Origin of the sequence: Neptuniibacter sp. QD37_11 (assembly GCF_047778105.1) — a bacterium.
Classification (GTDB): Bacteria; Pseudomonadota; Gammaproteobacteria; order Pseudomonadales; family Balneatricaceae; genus Neptuniibacter.
In genome coordinates, this window is the sequence record NZ_CP180554.1 from 466484 (window position 1) to 480067 (window position 13584).

20 protein-coding genes are annotated in these 13584 nt (G+C 44.4%); 17 read left to right on the top strand and 3 right to left on the bottom strand.

The features are described from left to right. The first annotated feature begins 48 nt into the window (after positions 1 to 48). Positions 49 to 1131 (top strand): hypothetical protein, encoded by a 1083-nt coding sequence (locus tag ACMXYT_RS20235; RefSeq protein WP_415913422.1) that lies wholly within the window; start codon positions 49 to 51, stop codon positions 1129 to 1131. A 51-nt stretch (positions 1132 to 1182) separates the two neighbouring features. Here ACMXYT_RS20235 and ACMXYT_RS20240 read toward each other — a convergent pair whose 3' ends face one another. From ACMXYT_RS20240 to ACMXYT_RS20250, 3 genes are all read right to left on the bottom strand, one after another. Then, positions 1183 to 2439 (bottom strand): type II toxin-antitoxin system HipA family toxin, encoded by a 1257-nt coding sequence (locus ACMXYT_RS20240; protein ID WP_415913423.1) that lies wholly within the window; start codon positions 2437 to 2439, stop codon positions 1183 to 1185. Then, positions 2432 to 2683 carry a helix-turn-helix domain-containing protein gene (locus ACMXYT_RS20245; RefSeq protein ID WP_415913424.1) on the bottom strand — a complete coding sequence of 84 codons (252 nt, stop codon included), beginning with the start codon at positions 2681 to 2683 and terminating at the stop codon, positions 2432 to 2434. Before ACMXYT_RS20245 ends, ACMXYT_RS20240 begins: the two co-directional genes overlap by 8 nt. A gap of 64 nt (positions 2684 to 2747) precedes the next feature. Then, positions 2748 to 3284, bottom strand: a complete 537-nt coding sequence (locus ACMXYT_RS20250) for a hypothetical protein (protein WP_415913425.1) — start codon at positions 3282 to 3284, stop codon at positions 2748 to 2750. 155 nt (positions 3285 to 3439) lie between these two features. On the opposite strand from ACMXYT_RS20250, the gene ACMXYT_RS20255 reads away from it, so the two are divergent. The 16 genes from ACMXYT_RS20255 to ACMXYT_RS20330 all read left to right on the top strand — a co-directional run bounded on the left by ACMXYT_RS20255 (position 3440) and on the right by ACMXYT_RS20330 (position 13580). Beyond that, positions 3440 to 4636: a hypothetical protein gene (locus ACMXYT_RS20255; RefSeq protein WP_415913426.1), complete on the top strand. Its 1197-nt coding sequence runs from the start codon at positions 3440 to 3442 to the stop codon at positions 4634 to 4636. A gap of 98 nt (positions 4637 to 4734) precedes the next feature. Beyond that, positions 4735 to 5328 carry a single-stranded DNA-binding protein gene (ssb, locus tag ACMXYT_RS20260; protein ID WP_415913427.1) on the top strand — a complete coding sequence of 198 codons (594 nt, stop codon included), beginning with the start codon at positions 4735 to 4737 and terminating at the stop codon, positions 5326 to 5328. A 118-nt stretch (positions 5329 to 5446) separates the two neighbouring features. After that, positions 5447 to 5818 carry a hypothetical protein gene (locus ACMXYT_RS20265; RefSeq protein WP_415913428.1) on the top strand — a complete coding sequence of 124 codons (372 nt, stop codon included), beginning with the start codon at positions 5447 to 5449 and terminating at the stop codon, positions 5816 to 5818. Between the two features lie 45 nt (positions 5819 to 5863). Next, positions 5864 to 6328: a hypothetical protein gene (locus ACMXYT_RS20270; protein ID WP_415913429.1), complete on the top strand. Its 465-nt coding sequence runs from the start codon at positions 5864 to 5866 to the stop codon at positions 6326 to 6328. A 202-nt stretch (positions 6329 to 6530) separates the two neighbouring features. Next, complete coding sequence (locus ACMXYT_RS20275; protein WP_415913430.1) at positions 6531 to 6986, top strand: hypothetical protein; 456 nt, start codon at positions 6531 to 6533, stop codon at positions 6984 to 6986. 23 nt (positions 6987 to 7009) lie between these two features. Continuing rightward, positions 7010 to 7510 carry a hypothetical protein gene (locus ACMXYT_RS20280; protein ID WP_415913431.1) on the top strand — a complete coding sequence of 167 codons (501 nt, stop codon included), beginning with the start codon at positions 7010 to 7012 and terminating at the stop codon, positions 7508 to 7510. An 84-nt stretch (positions 7511 to 7594) separates the two neighbouring features. Beyond that, positions 7595 to 8122, top strand: a complete 528-nt coding sequence (locus tag ACMXYT_RS20285) for a DUF262 domain-containing protein (protein ID WP_415913432.1) — start codon at positions 7595 to 7597, stop codon at positions 8120 to 8122. Between the two features lie 41 nt (positions 8123 to 8163). Continuing rightward, positions 8164 to 8733, top strand: a complete 570-nt coding sequence (locus ACMXYT_RS20290; RefSeq protein ID WP_415913433.1) for a hypothetical protein — start codon at positions 8164 to 8166, stop codon at positions 8731 to 8733. Between the two features lie 90 nt (positions 8734 to 8823). Next, a complete protein-coding gene (locus tag ACMXYT_RS20295; RefSeq protein ID WP_415912214.1) occupies positions 8824 to 9171 on the top strand; it encodes a hypothetical protein in 348 nt (115 codons plus the stop codon). Positions 9172 to 9441: 270 nt separating this feature from the next. Next, entirely contained in the window at positions 9442 to 10770 is a 1329-nt protein-coding gene (locus ACMXYT_RS20300; protein ID WP_415912215.1) for a hypothetical protein, read from the top strand. A 199-nt stretch (positions 10771 to 10969) separates the two neighbouring features. After that, a complete protein-coding gene (locus ACMXYT_RS20305; RefSeq protein ID WP_415912216.1) occupies positions 10970 to 11650 on the top strand; it encodes a hypothetical protein in 681 nt (226 codons plus the stop codon). A 52-nt stretch (positions 11651 to 11702) separates the two neighbouring features. Next, a complete protein-coding gene (locus tag ACMXYT_RS20310) occupies positions 11703 to 11894 on the top strand; it encodes a hypothetical protein (RefSeq protein WP_415912217.1) in 192 nt (63 codons plus the stop codon). A gap of 28 nt (positions 11895 to 11922) precedes the next feature. Continuing rightward, positions 11923 to 12255 (top strand): hypothetical protein, encoded by a 333-nt coding sequence (locus ACMXYT_RS20315; protein WP_415912218.1) that lies wholly within the window; start codon positions 11923 to 11925, stop codon positions 12253 to 12255. A 64-nt stretch (positions 12256 to 12319) separates the two neighbouring features. After that, a complete protein-coding gene (locus ACMXYT_RS20320) occupies positions 12320 to 12895 on the top strand; it encodes a hypothetical protein (protein ID WP_415912219.1) in 576 nt (191 codons plus the stop codon). Positions 12896 to 12905: 10 nt separating this feature from the next. Further along, a complete protein-coding gene (locus tag ACMXYT_RS20325; RefSeq protein ID WP_415912220.1) occupies positions 12906 to 13256 on the top strand; it encodes a hypothetical protein in 351 nt (116 codons plus the stop codon). Between the two features lie 30 nt (positions 13257 to 13286). After that, positions 13287 to 13580, top strand: a complete 294-nt coding sequence (locus ACMXYT_RS20330) for a hypothetical protein (RefSeq protein ID WP_415912221.1) — start codon at positions 13287 to 13289, stop codon at positions 13578 to 13580. Positions 13581 to 13584: the final 4 nt, after the last annotated feature.

Here is a 13584-nt window from a genome sequence, read left to right on the forward strand (position 1 = left end):
TTTATACTTTATGAGCCTATAAAGAACGTTATAACTGGAACCGAGTCAATGAGCAAAACTTACCTTGATCGTACGATTGCACATCATTCACAAAAACTTTTTGCCTCAAGCGACATAGAATCCCAGTTGTCCCTAGGTCGCGCCTTACAAGCCATTGGCGCGGGCAAAGACAACGAAAGCCCTAAATCCACGTACAACAGGATTCGCAAATCAGGTTACGGTGCCCGCATAAAAACCGTATCTGAAATTATTTGCGATATGTTTTATGACCGTATTTATGATGAGGGTAGTTCCGAGCAAGACCGCGCTGAATATCTTGCCTACTTCCTCCATTCATTCTTTGCATACAAGATCACGAATCCAGACAAGGGCTTTTTTGAAAATGATTCTGATGTAGGGGTTCCAACTACATCCTTACATCCTACCCGTGAATTAGTGGAGCGGATGTTTAACGCTGGGAACATTGATACCCAGAGCAATCCGGATATCGCGGAATATATTGAAAGCCAGATTTGGCATATCGATTTTCCTAATCATGCACTGGATCTCTCGAATGGACGCGATATTAAAATCCCTGCTTTTGTTAAATCCGTCGTGTACGCGCCCACCATCGGCCTGAACATCATTACTCTCATTTTGCCGCAAGAGGGTATGAGAGAGATCCACCTTGGCTGTGTTGAGGAGGGTGAGCATGAAACAGTACTGTGCACCCATCCTGAATACATGGAAGGGCTTCAAGACCTTGCTGAATCTATCATCTGGAGCTTCTGCAGAACACTGGCCGTATATTACTGGACTCAGCAAGACGCATCAGATACCGGGATTATTCAACGTGTGGAAGGCGGCATCAACCGCCCTTCTGTTAAAGCGGCAAAGCGTGCACCTAAAGGCATTTCCCTATTCACCCACACGCAGTTAGGGATCAACGACTCTGATGGATCACTTCCTACAACAAAGCAAGCAGAAGATAACCGCAGAGGTTATTCACACGGGTTCGAGGTACAAGGCCACTTCCGCTGGCAAGCCTGTGGCCCCAAACACAGTCAAAGGAAACTGATATACATTGCCAGCTTCGTTAAGGGTGACAAGGAGAATGTTGTACCCAAAGCAGAACTGCATACAGTACGCTAACTCAATTCCAAACCCATGTACCAAAAGCTCTTAGCTATGATTTGGGGATTCTCAGCTAATCCCCAAATCTTTAGCATCCTCTTCAAGTTGTTTAAATTTTTTCCGTTTTTGGTGCCGATAACCTTTGGGATTGTAATCAACCCCCATACCTTGCATAACCGACTTTTCTATCGACTCAGTAAGCCCCTTAAATAATTTCGCTTCTTCACTACCCCTAACGCTTTCAACAATACCATCAGCTAGGTCATCAAGTAGCTCATGAGGGTTCGATATCTCAAGGCCCGTTTGGTTAGCTAGTTTTACAAGCGCAGCCTTATCCGGGAACTGCCTACTTTTAGCGATCTTTAACGCCAATTCAGTATTTGCACCGCCATAGATACACGTATGGGTTACATCATAAATAGGGGACATTCTGATATTGGATAAATCCTGTGAGTACTGAAGGGCAAAATTCTTTAAGTGCGCGTCACCATTGCCTATTAAGCAATTAAAGGCTATGTATTGATATGCACGCTTTAATTCTTCAGCACTACCCGTAAAGATACTCACTGCACGGAGTAAAGCCTCATAACTACCCTCGTACTTTGCATTTGGATCATCTTTGCGCTTCATCAACGTAGTGAAATCCTCAAACCCCATAGGCTCTTCACCGACGTCGAAACGCTCAATAACAAATGTTTCCTGATTATCAGACAAATACACAGCGGGAGGATTTAAGCCGCAATGGTCAGCCGCTTTCATGCACACGAACTCATTAACGGTGAGTTGAGGAAATTCTTCATCAAACGCTTTAACAATATATTCTTTTTGAGGCAGGGTCCGATCACCCACTTCTATCGCAACCTTAGGCTGAACCCCTGAAAGCATCCCTCGCAGATAGTATTTTTCGAGCAATTGAGGGAAGAGCAGCTCCTTTCCTTGCCATCCAAGAATATCACTAAGAGAAACAGCCTCAACCTCAGGCAACACAATTTTTGATTCATAACTCAGTTGCCCGATACCATTCTCCTGCTGCAAGGCTAGAAGATAAATATCGTCCAAATAGATATCCTTACTGTGCCTACTCAAGCGTTCCGTAATATAGCGACGAATATAGCCTTCCGGCAGGTTCTGACGAAAAATAGGATGGAGATCCCCGTAGTTATATGACTCTGATTTATTAGTCGCCATGGTGAGTGAGATAACCGGCGCATCAGGATCATGATAGACGAAGCTGTGACGCGCTTCTTTAGTCAGTCGACCTGCATAATCTGCGCCTGAGTAAACCTTAACGTGCCGAACTCGATTCGGTAGGTACAATTCAGTCATCCTTAAACAGCTCCTCTATATCATCGAAATCAGGCAGCACATGAACCTTAGGCTGAATAGACAATTCAAAACCCAAGATCTCTAAATAGGCCTCAAGGATACGAATTGACCCCCTGAACTTCCCGGTCTCGATTTTTGAAATCACGCTCACATCTAAGCCTGTGCGCTCCGAAGCATCTTTCTGCCCCATTTTTAGCTCTTTTCGCTTAGCGGCGAGTAGCTTACCTATCTTTACGCGACCCATAAAATTGCCTATATAGTCAAATTCATTAAAATATTATACAAATTTGTATATATAGTCAAATTTCTTACGGAGTAGGACCCACATCATCGAAGCTCATTGTCCTCGGTCGGTTCTCTAAATTTCTATCAATAATACAAAGTGCTTTGGGATCAAATACCGCAATCGACGTAGTATTCTCAACATCAAATTCACTCACATCCATAAGCTTAACGGAGTCATAACCCTCGGCCTTAAGCGCTTCAACAATCAGGCATTCTGATTCGCCCTCTTCTAAATCAAACGCTTGCCAAGCATCCCAAGGGTTCAACTGATAATAATAGCGTGGATTCAGCCCATGGTCTTCGAAGAACGACTCTGGGAGACAGCCAAACCCATATTCACTAATATCTAGAGTCGCACTAATATTTGCCTTAACGGCCAACACATGGCCTTTAGAACCACCTTGGTCTGCAAACTCACGGGCAAGATCATAATCCTCTGCAACAAAGATAACTCCTCGCCTTACTGGCTCACTACCCAAAAATGTACTATTGACGCCAGCTTGGCCTAATTTAAACTCTTTAAAAAATCGCTGCGTTCCATGGTAGTAGATATCCGACACTTAACACCTCTTAGTGAATTCCAATGCAAATACTTTTAGGCTTTATATCCATTATAACAAATATTAAATACTCACACCCGGTCTTGACAATTAATTTCCATCATAATAAAGTAGCAAGAATAAATGCAGTAATAAGGGTTTGTATGGCAATTCCAATGAGCGTCTTTGACAGCACACTACGTGAGTGTTTGGTGAATTTTTTTGAGAACACAGATGAGCGCAAGCGCCTGATGTTTGTTGATATGTATGGTCTTTTTACCGACAAGCCAAAATCTGGTAGTGAGATTGCGCGCGAGCAGGGCCTCTCCCGCGAGCGTGTCCGCCAAATTACGGATCGAGTGATGGAATGCTATATAGCCTCTCTTCCTTTTAGTGGGGGGCATGTTTTGGAGGCTGCACGTGAAAGCTTTGCGACAAAATATGAAGACCTCTTTCCCGAAACCCGATCCTTATTTCATAACACTAAAGGGTTTGAGAAATTCTATTTTCGTTTGACTGGACAGCAAGAATTCCTCACAGAAACTAGAAAGTTAGGCAGCAATCCTCTGGGGATAAACAATCTGTTTTCAGCATATGGTGATTCCTTAACCGTCAAAGGATTTGCCTACAAGCTTGATAGTGTTATTGATCGGGGGAATGTTACGACTGACTATGTCCAATGGTTAGTCAATAAAGGCGTCATCGCCTTAAAAGATGGCCGTGTGGTGCCGGTTAAAGTGCCTCTTAGTACCGCTATCCCATATATACTCTACAATCACCCTGACGGACTAACGGTTGAAGAAGCATACCATCAGCTTAAGTCGACGAAAGAGATTCAGGTCCGTGCTGAGGCCCTTAAATCACTCCATAAATTTAAGCACAACAATGGCAATTGCGTAAATCATTGTGATTATTTTATCGCGCGTCAGATAATGAAGCATGTGCGTCACAGCCATCTCTCTGATCGTGAGTTTGAGGTGTGTTCTGCTATTAGGGAGCATATAGCAAAGCATAACCGATCGATGATGTACCTCGATTATATCTTCGAGGCTATTTCTCCTTCGCTTCCCGACGTGTCCTATGAGGATGTGCGTCATTTCTTGCGCTCAAGCAACAATGCACTAGGTATTCATTTCTATTCAGTTCCTGCTGCCGATATTGTCAGCCTAGGATCTCTTGAAGGCGCACCTACACAAAAAGATATGCTGTTCGATATTATCAAGCGTAGTGGTACTCCTGTGTGCAGCGATTACCTTAAGGCGCAAATGCGTAATGCAACCCGGAGTATGTATGGAAAATTCCTTGCTGAGTTAGAAAGTGATGGCGATATCGAATGGGTGGATGGTGGCTATCAAGTCACGGAAGCTGTGTAAGGCAAAATATTGACAATTAAATGGGAAGCAGGCTTGATTTATAGTTATTTTCCATTATAATAAGTATTAACAGAAATTGAGAGAAGAAGGTATTCGTTATGGCTCGTGGAGTGAACAAAGTAATTTTGGTGGGAAATCTTGGTGGTGACCCGGAAGTTCGTTATATGCCAAACGGCAATGCGGTAACTAACGTCACTATTGCAACGTCTGAGTCTTGGAAAGATAAGCAGACAGGTCAGCAGCAAGAGCGTACTGAATGGCACCGTGTGGTATTTTTTAACCGCTTGGCGGAGATCGCTGGCGAATACATGCGTAAAGGCGGCAAGGTTTACGTTGAAGGCGCACTACGCACACGCAAATGGCAAGATCAGAGTGGTCAGGATCGCTATACCACTGAAATTGTAGCAAATGAGATGCAGTTGCTTGATAGTCGCGGCGGTCAGAATGACGGTGGTTATGCTCCACAACAACAGCAGCAAGGTGGTTATGCGCAACAGCCTCAGCAACAGGCTCAACAGCAGCGCCCTCAACAGCAGCGCCCTCAGCAGCAGGCGGCCCCACAGCAACAGGCTCAACAGCAGCGTCCGCAACAACAGGCAGCGCCACAACAGGCCCCTCAGCAAGCACCAGCGCCACAAGCCGCGCCGGGTTTTGACGACTTTGATGATGACATCCCGTTCGCGGGATGTTGATTGCAAATTAAATGTAAAGAGCTTTCGTAATGAAGGCTCTTTTACTTATTTGTAATTCGCTCTGTTTGCCATAAGGTAGGTGGAGCAAGATTCCATTATTCAGCAGTGCACAAATATTATGATTCCAGTAGATCAAACAAAGATGGATGTAGGAGGTTATCAGGGTAATTGCCTGAGAGCCGGTATTGCCTCCATCCTTGAGTTAGATCTGGAGAGCATTCCGCCTTTTGAGCGATTCGAAAAAGGGTTGCGGAAAGAAAAATTCGTGGAGTGGCTGAAGAAGCAAAACTATGAATTGGTAGAGCAGTTTGAGCACCCGCAAAACGATGAATACTACCTTTCCATTGGTTATTGTGAGCGCGGCAAAGACCTTTTGCATTGCGTGGTGAGTCAGAATGGTTACTTTATCCATGACCCCCACCCTACCCGAGCTAATTTACTAAATATCGTCAAGATTTGGCGGCTCAAACCTCTGACTAATGGATCATAAATCTACCTACCTTATAACCAAAAGCATTTAACACTGAGAAGCCTTATGAGCCAAGATAATTGCAGTAATAGCGACATTGATTCTTTTAAAAAAACAGTTTTTTTCTGTACTTTAATAGTGGGCCTTTTCGCAGTCTTAGGCCTCTGGGCGCTTACCTCTACATCCTCTGCATTGATTGATAATGCTAAGAAGAAACATGCTGGAACGCTCAAAGTGGTCTCTGAATCGATCAACGCTCCTCTTGATGAACGAATTTCAGTGACTGAGAGAACAGTCACTGAAGACGAATACGGCAGGCCTACCGTGCTAGCCAAGACGAAACTGGGGGATTTCTATGCAGTACCGAGCGCAAATGCTATTAATGATAAAGGTACATTGTTCGTAGTTTTTCCTCTCAAGATTCCTGAATCGCTAAATATCTCTGAAGTTTATGCAAGTCAGATGGCTGCGCTGTGCTCAACAAACAATGGCACTTGTTACCAAGCCGTTAAGACCAATAAGACAAATTGATATGAGTAAGTACGGACCTTAAGAGGGCCTGCAAAGCCTTTTGGCTGGATAAGCATGTGACCGATGCATCAAAATGTATATGAACTTGCTTAAAAACCAACCAAGAATGCCTAAAACTCACTAAAAGAACGTGATCAAAAACATCAAATAGCTAACTCATGCCAGATGAATTAACTTTGAAAATATCCAAATAAGGGTGCATATGAGTAACGTACAGAACGAAACATCAACTGCTAAGTTTTATCAATCATCCGAATTTAAGGCCCTCTTCTTCCTTATTGTCGCCGCAATCGCAGGCTATGTAGGCATTAAAGCCACGTCCAGCGCATTAAGCGATATGTCCAATCAGATGCTGACTGAAACAGATCAGGTTATCTCTGATGCAATCAACACCCCTGAAGCGCAACAAATCAAGGTTACTAAGCGCACCGTCGAAGAAGATACACACGGACGTCCTACGGTTCATGCCTATACCGATCAAGGCGTCTTTTATGCCGTGCCAAGTGCAGAAGTGATCAAGGACAAAGGTTCTCTGTTTGTTGTATATCCACTTCCACTACCAGATTCAGTACCGAGTTTAGCATCCGAAAAATTTGCAGCTATCTGCTCAAGAGATGGTAAATGCTATAGAGGCATGAGATCTCTAAAGCAGAGTTAGGTTTTAATGAGTGAGGCATTACCATGAAGATTAAACGCGACAACACAGAGCATCTAGCAAGCACGCCTTTGGGCGATAACGACATTGAAGCACTGATGAAGCACACCCTTCTGCGGAACAGGTTGCGGTTAGGTTTAACCTATTCCGTCATAATTTGTTTTATTACATCAATTACCGCTGTAATAACAAACTATGTTGCAAATAGAGAGGTTTTTCCTGAAACTTGGATTAACTGGAACTTTACCGCAGCAGTCATGCTGGTACTGGCCTCCCTCTCTGATTGGGCCATTATTAACACATTCCTTCCCTGTAAAATATACGCTGGGAATGACCTTGTGCTTAGCAAAATATCACCCTCGGCCTTTGATGAACATTACTTACAGCAGCGCGATTATGGCACCTCCCTTCTGGCTGAAGAGTACATGGATAAAATCATTGGCCAAGAAAGGAAAATTTACTCCATAGATCACAAAATCATGATCTATCTTGCTTTAAAAGAGAGAGGTTGCACTGCCGAATTTTAGTCCTCGTAGGCAATACTGCTGTACATAGCTTGCCTTATATCTTATTTCCATTATAATATAGGGTAGTTAAACAAAGGAGTGGCTATGCGTATCCCAGCAAAAATTGATATCGGCACATACAGAGACTCAGATTTTGATTACATCTTTCATCATTGGGAGAAGCATCAAGAAGAGATTAAGTCGGGTGAGCCATTAAGCACCGATAGTGCTGAGCGATATGTCTGCGGTTATCCCATACCAAGTTTTCAGCGAGATCTCTGCTGGACTTTAGAGCAAGAGGTTCGATTTATTGAAAGCTGCTGGCTTAGTGGTGATGTTGGCACATTTACTGCCCATAAATGCGATTGGCATTCTGATGCTTCTGCAATGCCCTTTTCTGGCTGGCTGATCGACGGTCAGCAGCGCCTCACTTCTGTAGAGCGTTATTGGTGTGATGAATTTAAAGTCTTTGGCTTATATTGGTCTGAGTTAACCCGATTAGAACAAATTCGCTTTAAACGAGTAAAGTTTGCTCATTACGAGTCTTCCCTATGGGATGAAGCCAAGATCCGTAACCTGTACAACCTAAAAGCCTATGGTGGAACGCCTCATAGGCCTGAAGAACGTGCATAGGCGTGCATTTAGATAAATAACAAGAAATTGAAGGAAGGAATATGACCACCAATCCAGAATCACCCAACACCATGATTCGCGCACTACTGGCACATATAGCAGGATTTATTCCTCCATTTATTATCATCGTTGGAATATTGTTTAATACCTCACTTGGTATTAAGGGACTTAATGAGCTTCATAACACAGAAAAACTTATTGAAACAGCTGAAGCTTTGTCAGATTCAATTAAGCACAACTATGCGGTAGGGGCCTTTATTCCGCCTAACGGCGATATTGGAGATATTAATCTCTACCTGAAGCATGAACCCAGCGTGATGAACTTGTACAGCATTGACTACCTGTTGGGTAATCGTATCTATCCAATCTGGCGAATTGAACAAGTGCCTATAGGTTCATCAGGAATGAATTCTGGTAAATTAATTTTTCGCTTAATGCCCTACATAGATCCTGAATCAGACGGCTCCCTCTTTCAGATATATTGCCAAGATAGATACATGGACCGAAATGTTCATTGCAACGCTAGTCCCAGCCTGTCCTCTGCGCGAATCGAGGATTTTTACTATGAATTCCAAATAGAGAAACACTCCGAGAGTCCTTCTCATGGGTGATATTGCCAAACAGTAGAGAGAAATCCTGATTTTTACATTATAATAAACACCTTATGAAACATGCATGGTGTGCTTTAAAAGGAGTTGAGTATGACGACTGACTTTCGATCTCGCGGTAGTGTAGGTGGTGTTACAATTAACAACAACTGGATGTACGACAACCCTGATCTCGCTTACCCTGAAGGGCATAAGGACATGTCCGAGGAGCAGCTTCGGAAAGCCCTTCGTGCAGGGCCGCGTCCTGAATTGTTTGACTTCAAAACACTGGATGACGCGCTTAAAAAACTGGCGACCTGCCGGGACGGCGAAGAAGTTATAGCGCTTGTAGATGAGATTGAAGCTCGCCTTCATCGTAATGAGATCGACATGTCTGAGAAGGACTGGCCCAGTGTGATGCTAACTGTTAATGAATGGCACAGGGCGAATCAAGCCCCGTAGTAAATAAAACCGGCTTATGTCGGTTTTTTATTATTACATTGGAATACAGCCCTCAATTTCTCCTTGATTTATTGATAAATTTCCTTATAGTTAAAAGCATCCAAGGGGTCACTTAGTGGAAACTTGGCCGGGACATCCTATCCCGCCGCTGCTCAACATCATATCGATGTCGGTAAAAGGATTAACCTGACACAACATGATATTTTCATAAGGTGATGGTTAGGGCTTAACGAGCAGCACCTGCAACTATGTCACCGAAGGAGAGATATCATGATTTATGTAAATCAACATCAGTTTAACGAACTTAAAACTAGCCTAAACACTACCCTCAGCTGTCTTGGTACTGGCGTGAAAGCCAGCAAGTCCAATGATGTCTGCTCAAAACTACTGGGCTTTAAAGACTACAACACCTTTAAGGCTATTGGTCTACTTGAAACCATCACTGATGAACAAGAAGAAGTCCATCTGGAACGGATTTCTGAATATCTACGTGCTGGTAATTACCTTGGATTGCTAGAGGGGACAACAGAATTTCATTACTGGATGCTTCGCGTCGAACTAAACGACCATAGCACTGTATCAGCCCAAGATCGATTCACAAACCATGAGCATGACTTTAAGCTCTGGTCTGTTTTTGATGATGATCAGCATTTACTTAATCAGTACTACGATGAGATCGTGGGCGCCACCAAAGAAGGTGAGTGGGGTGGCATTATTAAAGACAGTGATAGCAAAAGGATTCAGTGGCATATTGAATGCCCGTTATTTGTGACCGGCAAAATTCAAAGCCTGATGCTCAGTGCGGCCGAGATAGCACTCATCGCTGCCAATTTCCAAAAGCTTTACGGCGATCAGATTGGCAGCAAACTTTGGGAACTGATGCCGACCTTGCTGCCAAGTTGTGAAGGTGAAGATATAGGCGATGCTGAAGATATTGAAGATAATTTACAGCCCTTCTATGCAGCACGTCATAAGCTAATTCAGCAGTACATTGCAGACGAGGATTGGGAAGCGCTAAGTGTAATTCAATATCAGGACTACGAAGAGCTCTCTAAGAAGTGCACGGATGAAGGATTAGATTTTGAGCTGCTCTACCATCCTTCTTATTTTGCAGCAATTCCGGGCAATGCACATGATCAACTTGTTAAAGAGATAGTGGATCAGGCAAAGCCTGATTTCCCTGAAACTCCTATAGAGGTGCCAGAACGTGGGTCTTATGACGATCTATTTGCAGGTCTATCCAACCTAATCGCACAGCGCTGGGGTGGTATGGGTCACTTCCAACCTTCACTACTCATGAAGGCTGACCTAGATTCTAATTCCGATGAGTATATCGCCCTTCATAATGAACAAGTTGGTGAAGATCAGATTTGCCTCGTACTCTCGGGTGACGGTGCGTTCACGGTACGCGATCTTAAGGGCGAGGGTGTTTACACCTATGTTTTGGATAACCCGACCTATGCTGACATCCACATCCAACTAGAATTCCATTATGGCGCTTCTGGCAAGCCGGTAACAGACTACACTGCACCGGAGAAGCTAATCAAAATTGGTGAGCATTTGGGAATTCCGGCCTACACCCTACTGATGGGTTCCTAAGCAACACCAAATTATTAAGCCCAGTTAATATTGCATACTGGGCTTAATTTTTCCTTTCTTTTCTTCCAAGAAAACCTCAATCCACGCCCCGCCAAATAGACGAAAATCGTCTACATACCTGTTATTCAACCATTACAATAACTGGACATTTTTATTATTTTCCTTATAATATATATTAAATTGAGAGAGGAAATTAACTATGTCTAAGCATATTACCCCCGCTGAGCTGGCTGAGATTGTAACCGCCCTTCTAGTAGACCCTGATGCAAAAATGCATATGAACCACCCAGAGGAGCATAGTAACTTCATTCAGGATATTGCCAGAGCGGTTGCCCTTCGTTGTGGCGGTGATATTGTAGGCGTATCGCCACTAGAAGATTTTGAGCAGATGGATGATGGAGAGCGCTGCTCTGCTTTGGTTTCCGTCTATCCAGATGGCGAACTTCCAAGCTTGCGCAATAACATCTGGTCCCCATATGACGGACAGGATGATTGGGAGATGGAGCAGGAAGATGCGGATGCATTAGATATTCCTCTGGGAAGAGCACTGACTGATCAGGACGTTAAATACATTCGCACGCTTCGTCAGTCCATGCTAATCAAGCGCGATTTCAAAGTACCGTTTATTATTAATGATGGTGCTGGAAGTGAAGGTGGTGAGCCGGTTTATGGCAATGCTGTTATGGAACAATCTGGTGGCTTATCATTGTGCTTCGAAGGCTACACTGATCATAGTTCAGAAGATGACTGCGGCTTCCCTGTGTTTGTGGAAGTATATGACGGGCAGCTGCAACTTCGAGCTTACGCTGATGTAAATTGTGATGATCCAACACATGTAATTTCGCTGGAAGGTGCGAGCAACCAAGCGCGAGTTGATTAAATAAGAGCGGTTTGGCCGTCTTAGGGCGGCCATTACCCCAAGAAGGATTGTTATGAGTAACCAACATCCAGACAATGGACCTGATTGTTTATCTGTACAATCAGATAGTCGGTTCCCGCCCTGTGCGATCTGTGGTGGCCCAAATGATATGGGTGAAGTCTGTGCCAGTTGCGCCAAAAATAACGACCCCTTTGTAACACCCGATAATTACAGCAATGAGTTGAAGTATGAGCACTTCGACTAAAGCACCTATCTCCAAAAGGTAAAAGATTATGCCTCATAGCTACCAGTACAATGCGGAAGAAGATGTAGTAGAAGTGCTAGGCCCAAAAGGCCGAATGATTAAGAGCTACGCTCCCAGCCCTGCTGAACGATGGGCTTTTGAGCAAGTAGCTTTACAATCAAAGATGCTGGAATCTGCAAACAAGCTTTCAGAAACTGTACGAGAGATTGTTGGCGGCACAGACTTTGTGACTGGATTAGAACAGCCCACCTGTTTGCTGAGTGAGTTGGATAGAAAACTAAGTGTTGCGAAAGATGCAGTGGATGCATACGATCAGCTGTTTATTGACTCAATGAAGAGCGAGATAGAAAAAGCAGCTTAATACTGGAGGGTACCATGAAGTACCTTAGAAGACTGTTGAGGCCACCACTAGACGGAGGTGGCTCATGAGAAAACCACAACCGTCTACTGTAAAACTCATGTCGGTGGCAGCAGTCTGCATTCTGGCATTGAATGCAGTTCCCCAAATACAGCGCGCATTCAATGCGCCGGATGCGTCTGCCTATGCTGATGGGCAGGTTAGCCTCGCTTTGCCTGACAAAATCCCTATTTCCCGTGATATTGCCCGCTATATGGTTGGCGCTTCGCCCCCTGCGAGCAGTGCTAAAATAAACGTGGATAAGATCCCTGATATATTACCGCTCGGCAGCGAAGTGGAAGCTGTAGGATACCGCTTTGGCGACGATAGCTACTCCGTAGCCTTGGATGGCAATCGTTCGATGCGGGTCCCTTCCAACATTCTGAACGACCTGTCCTGTCAGGTTAACGTTGATGGTAAAGTGAATTACCTGATCCCTGTGGATGTCCAGTACAACCGCAGCGATAGTCGTGACCTCAAATTCTGGGGTTCACAGGCATCGATAGATGCCATGGCACCGGAGAAGATCGACGCGTGCCTGAATAATTTAATGCAACGCCTTGCAGTTTCAGTGCATTTGCAAGATGCTTACAAAGAGAGATAAGGAAGCAATTATGGACTACCCTGAAGCTCAAGTCACAAAAGGCTTTTATGCTTGCCCAGATAACATCAAAGTCGGTGATACCGTCTTATGTAAGATCCGAGAATATGCTCACGGTGAAAAGGAAGCGTTTGACGGCACCGTTAGCTACGTGCGTGAGAATTTCATCGGGGTTAGTTACCTCAGTGGGTATCGAGGTCGGTTTGATGACGTTCCTTATGAAGACGTCGTCTCGAAAGTCGACTCCACCCAACCACGCACCCATATCGAAGTGCTGGGATCGCCGTTTAACGGCCCCATGTTGGTCTTTGATGGGCCTAAGCCACCCGAGCCACCGATGACCTTTGATATCGATCTGGACTAAAATACGCATTATAACTGGGGTATCAAATTTATGCAGGGATCTATAACACTTCAGGAAGCGCTGGAGCTGATGCTCGAAGAGCAAAAACAACAGGCCACCATGGCTAGCCACATACTGAGCCTAGCCATCGCGATCTGCATCGGCAGCATCACGCTAGGGTTAGATGCATGGGTTGGCGGTATTATTAGCTTGATGATGATGGGCGTAGTCTGGCTACGGTACTGGCTGACCAAATACCGCATGAAAAAGGATTATTTCGGCTACACTGAAAGCGAAGCTCGTGAGATCATCGAATGGGCTATGCGGAAACAAACCGAGACCTAGTGCA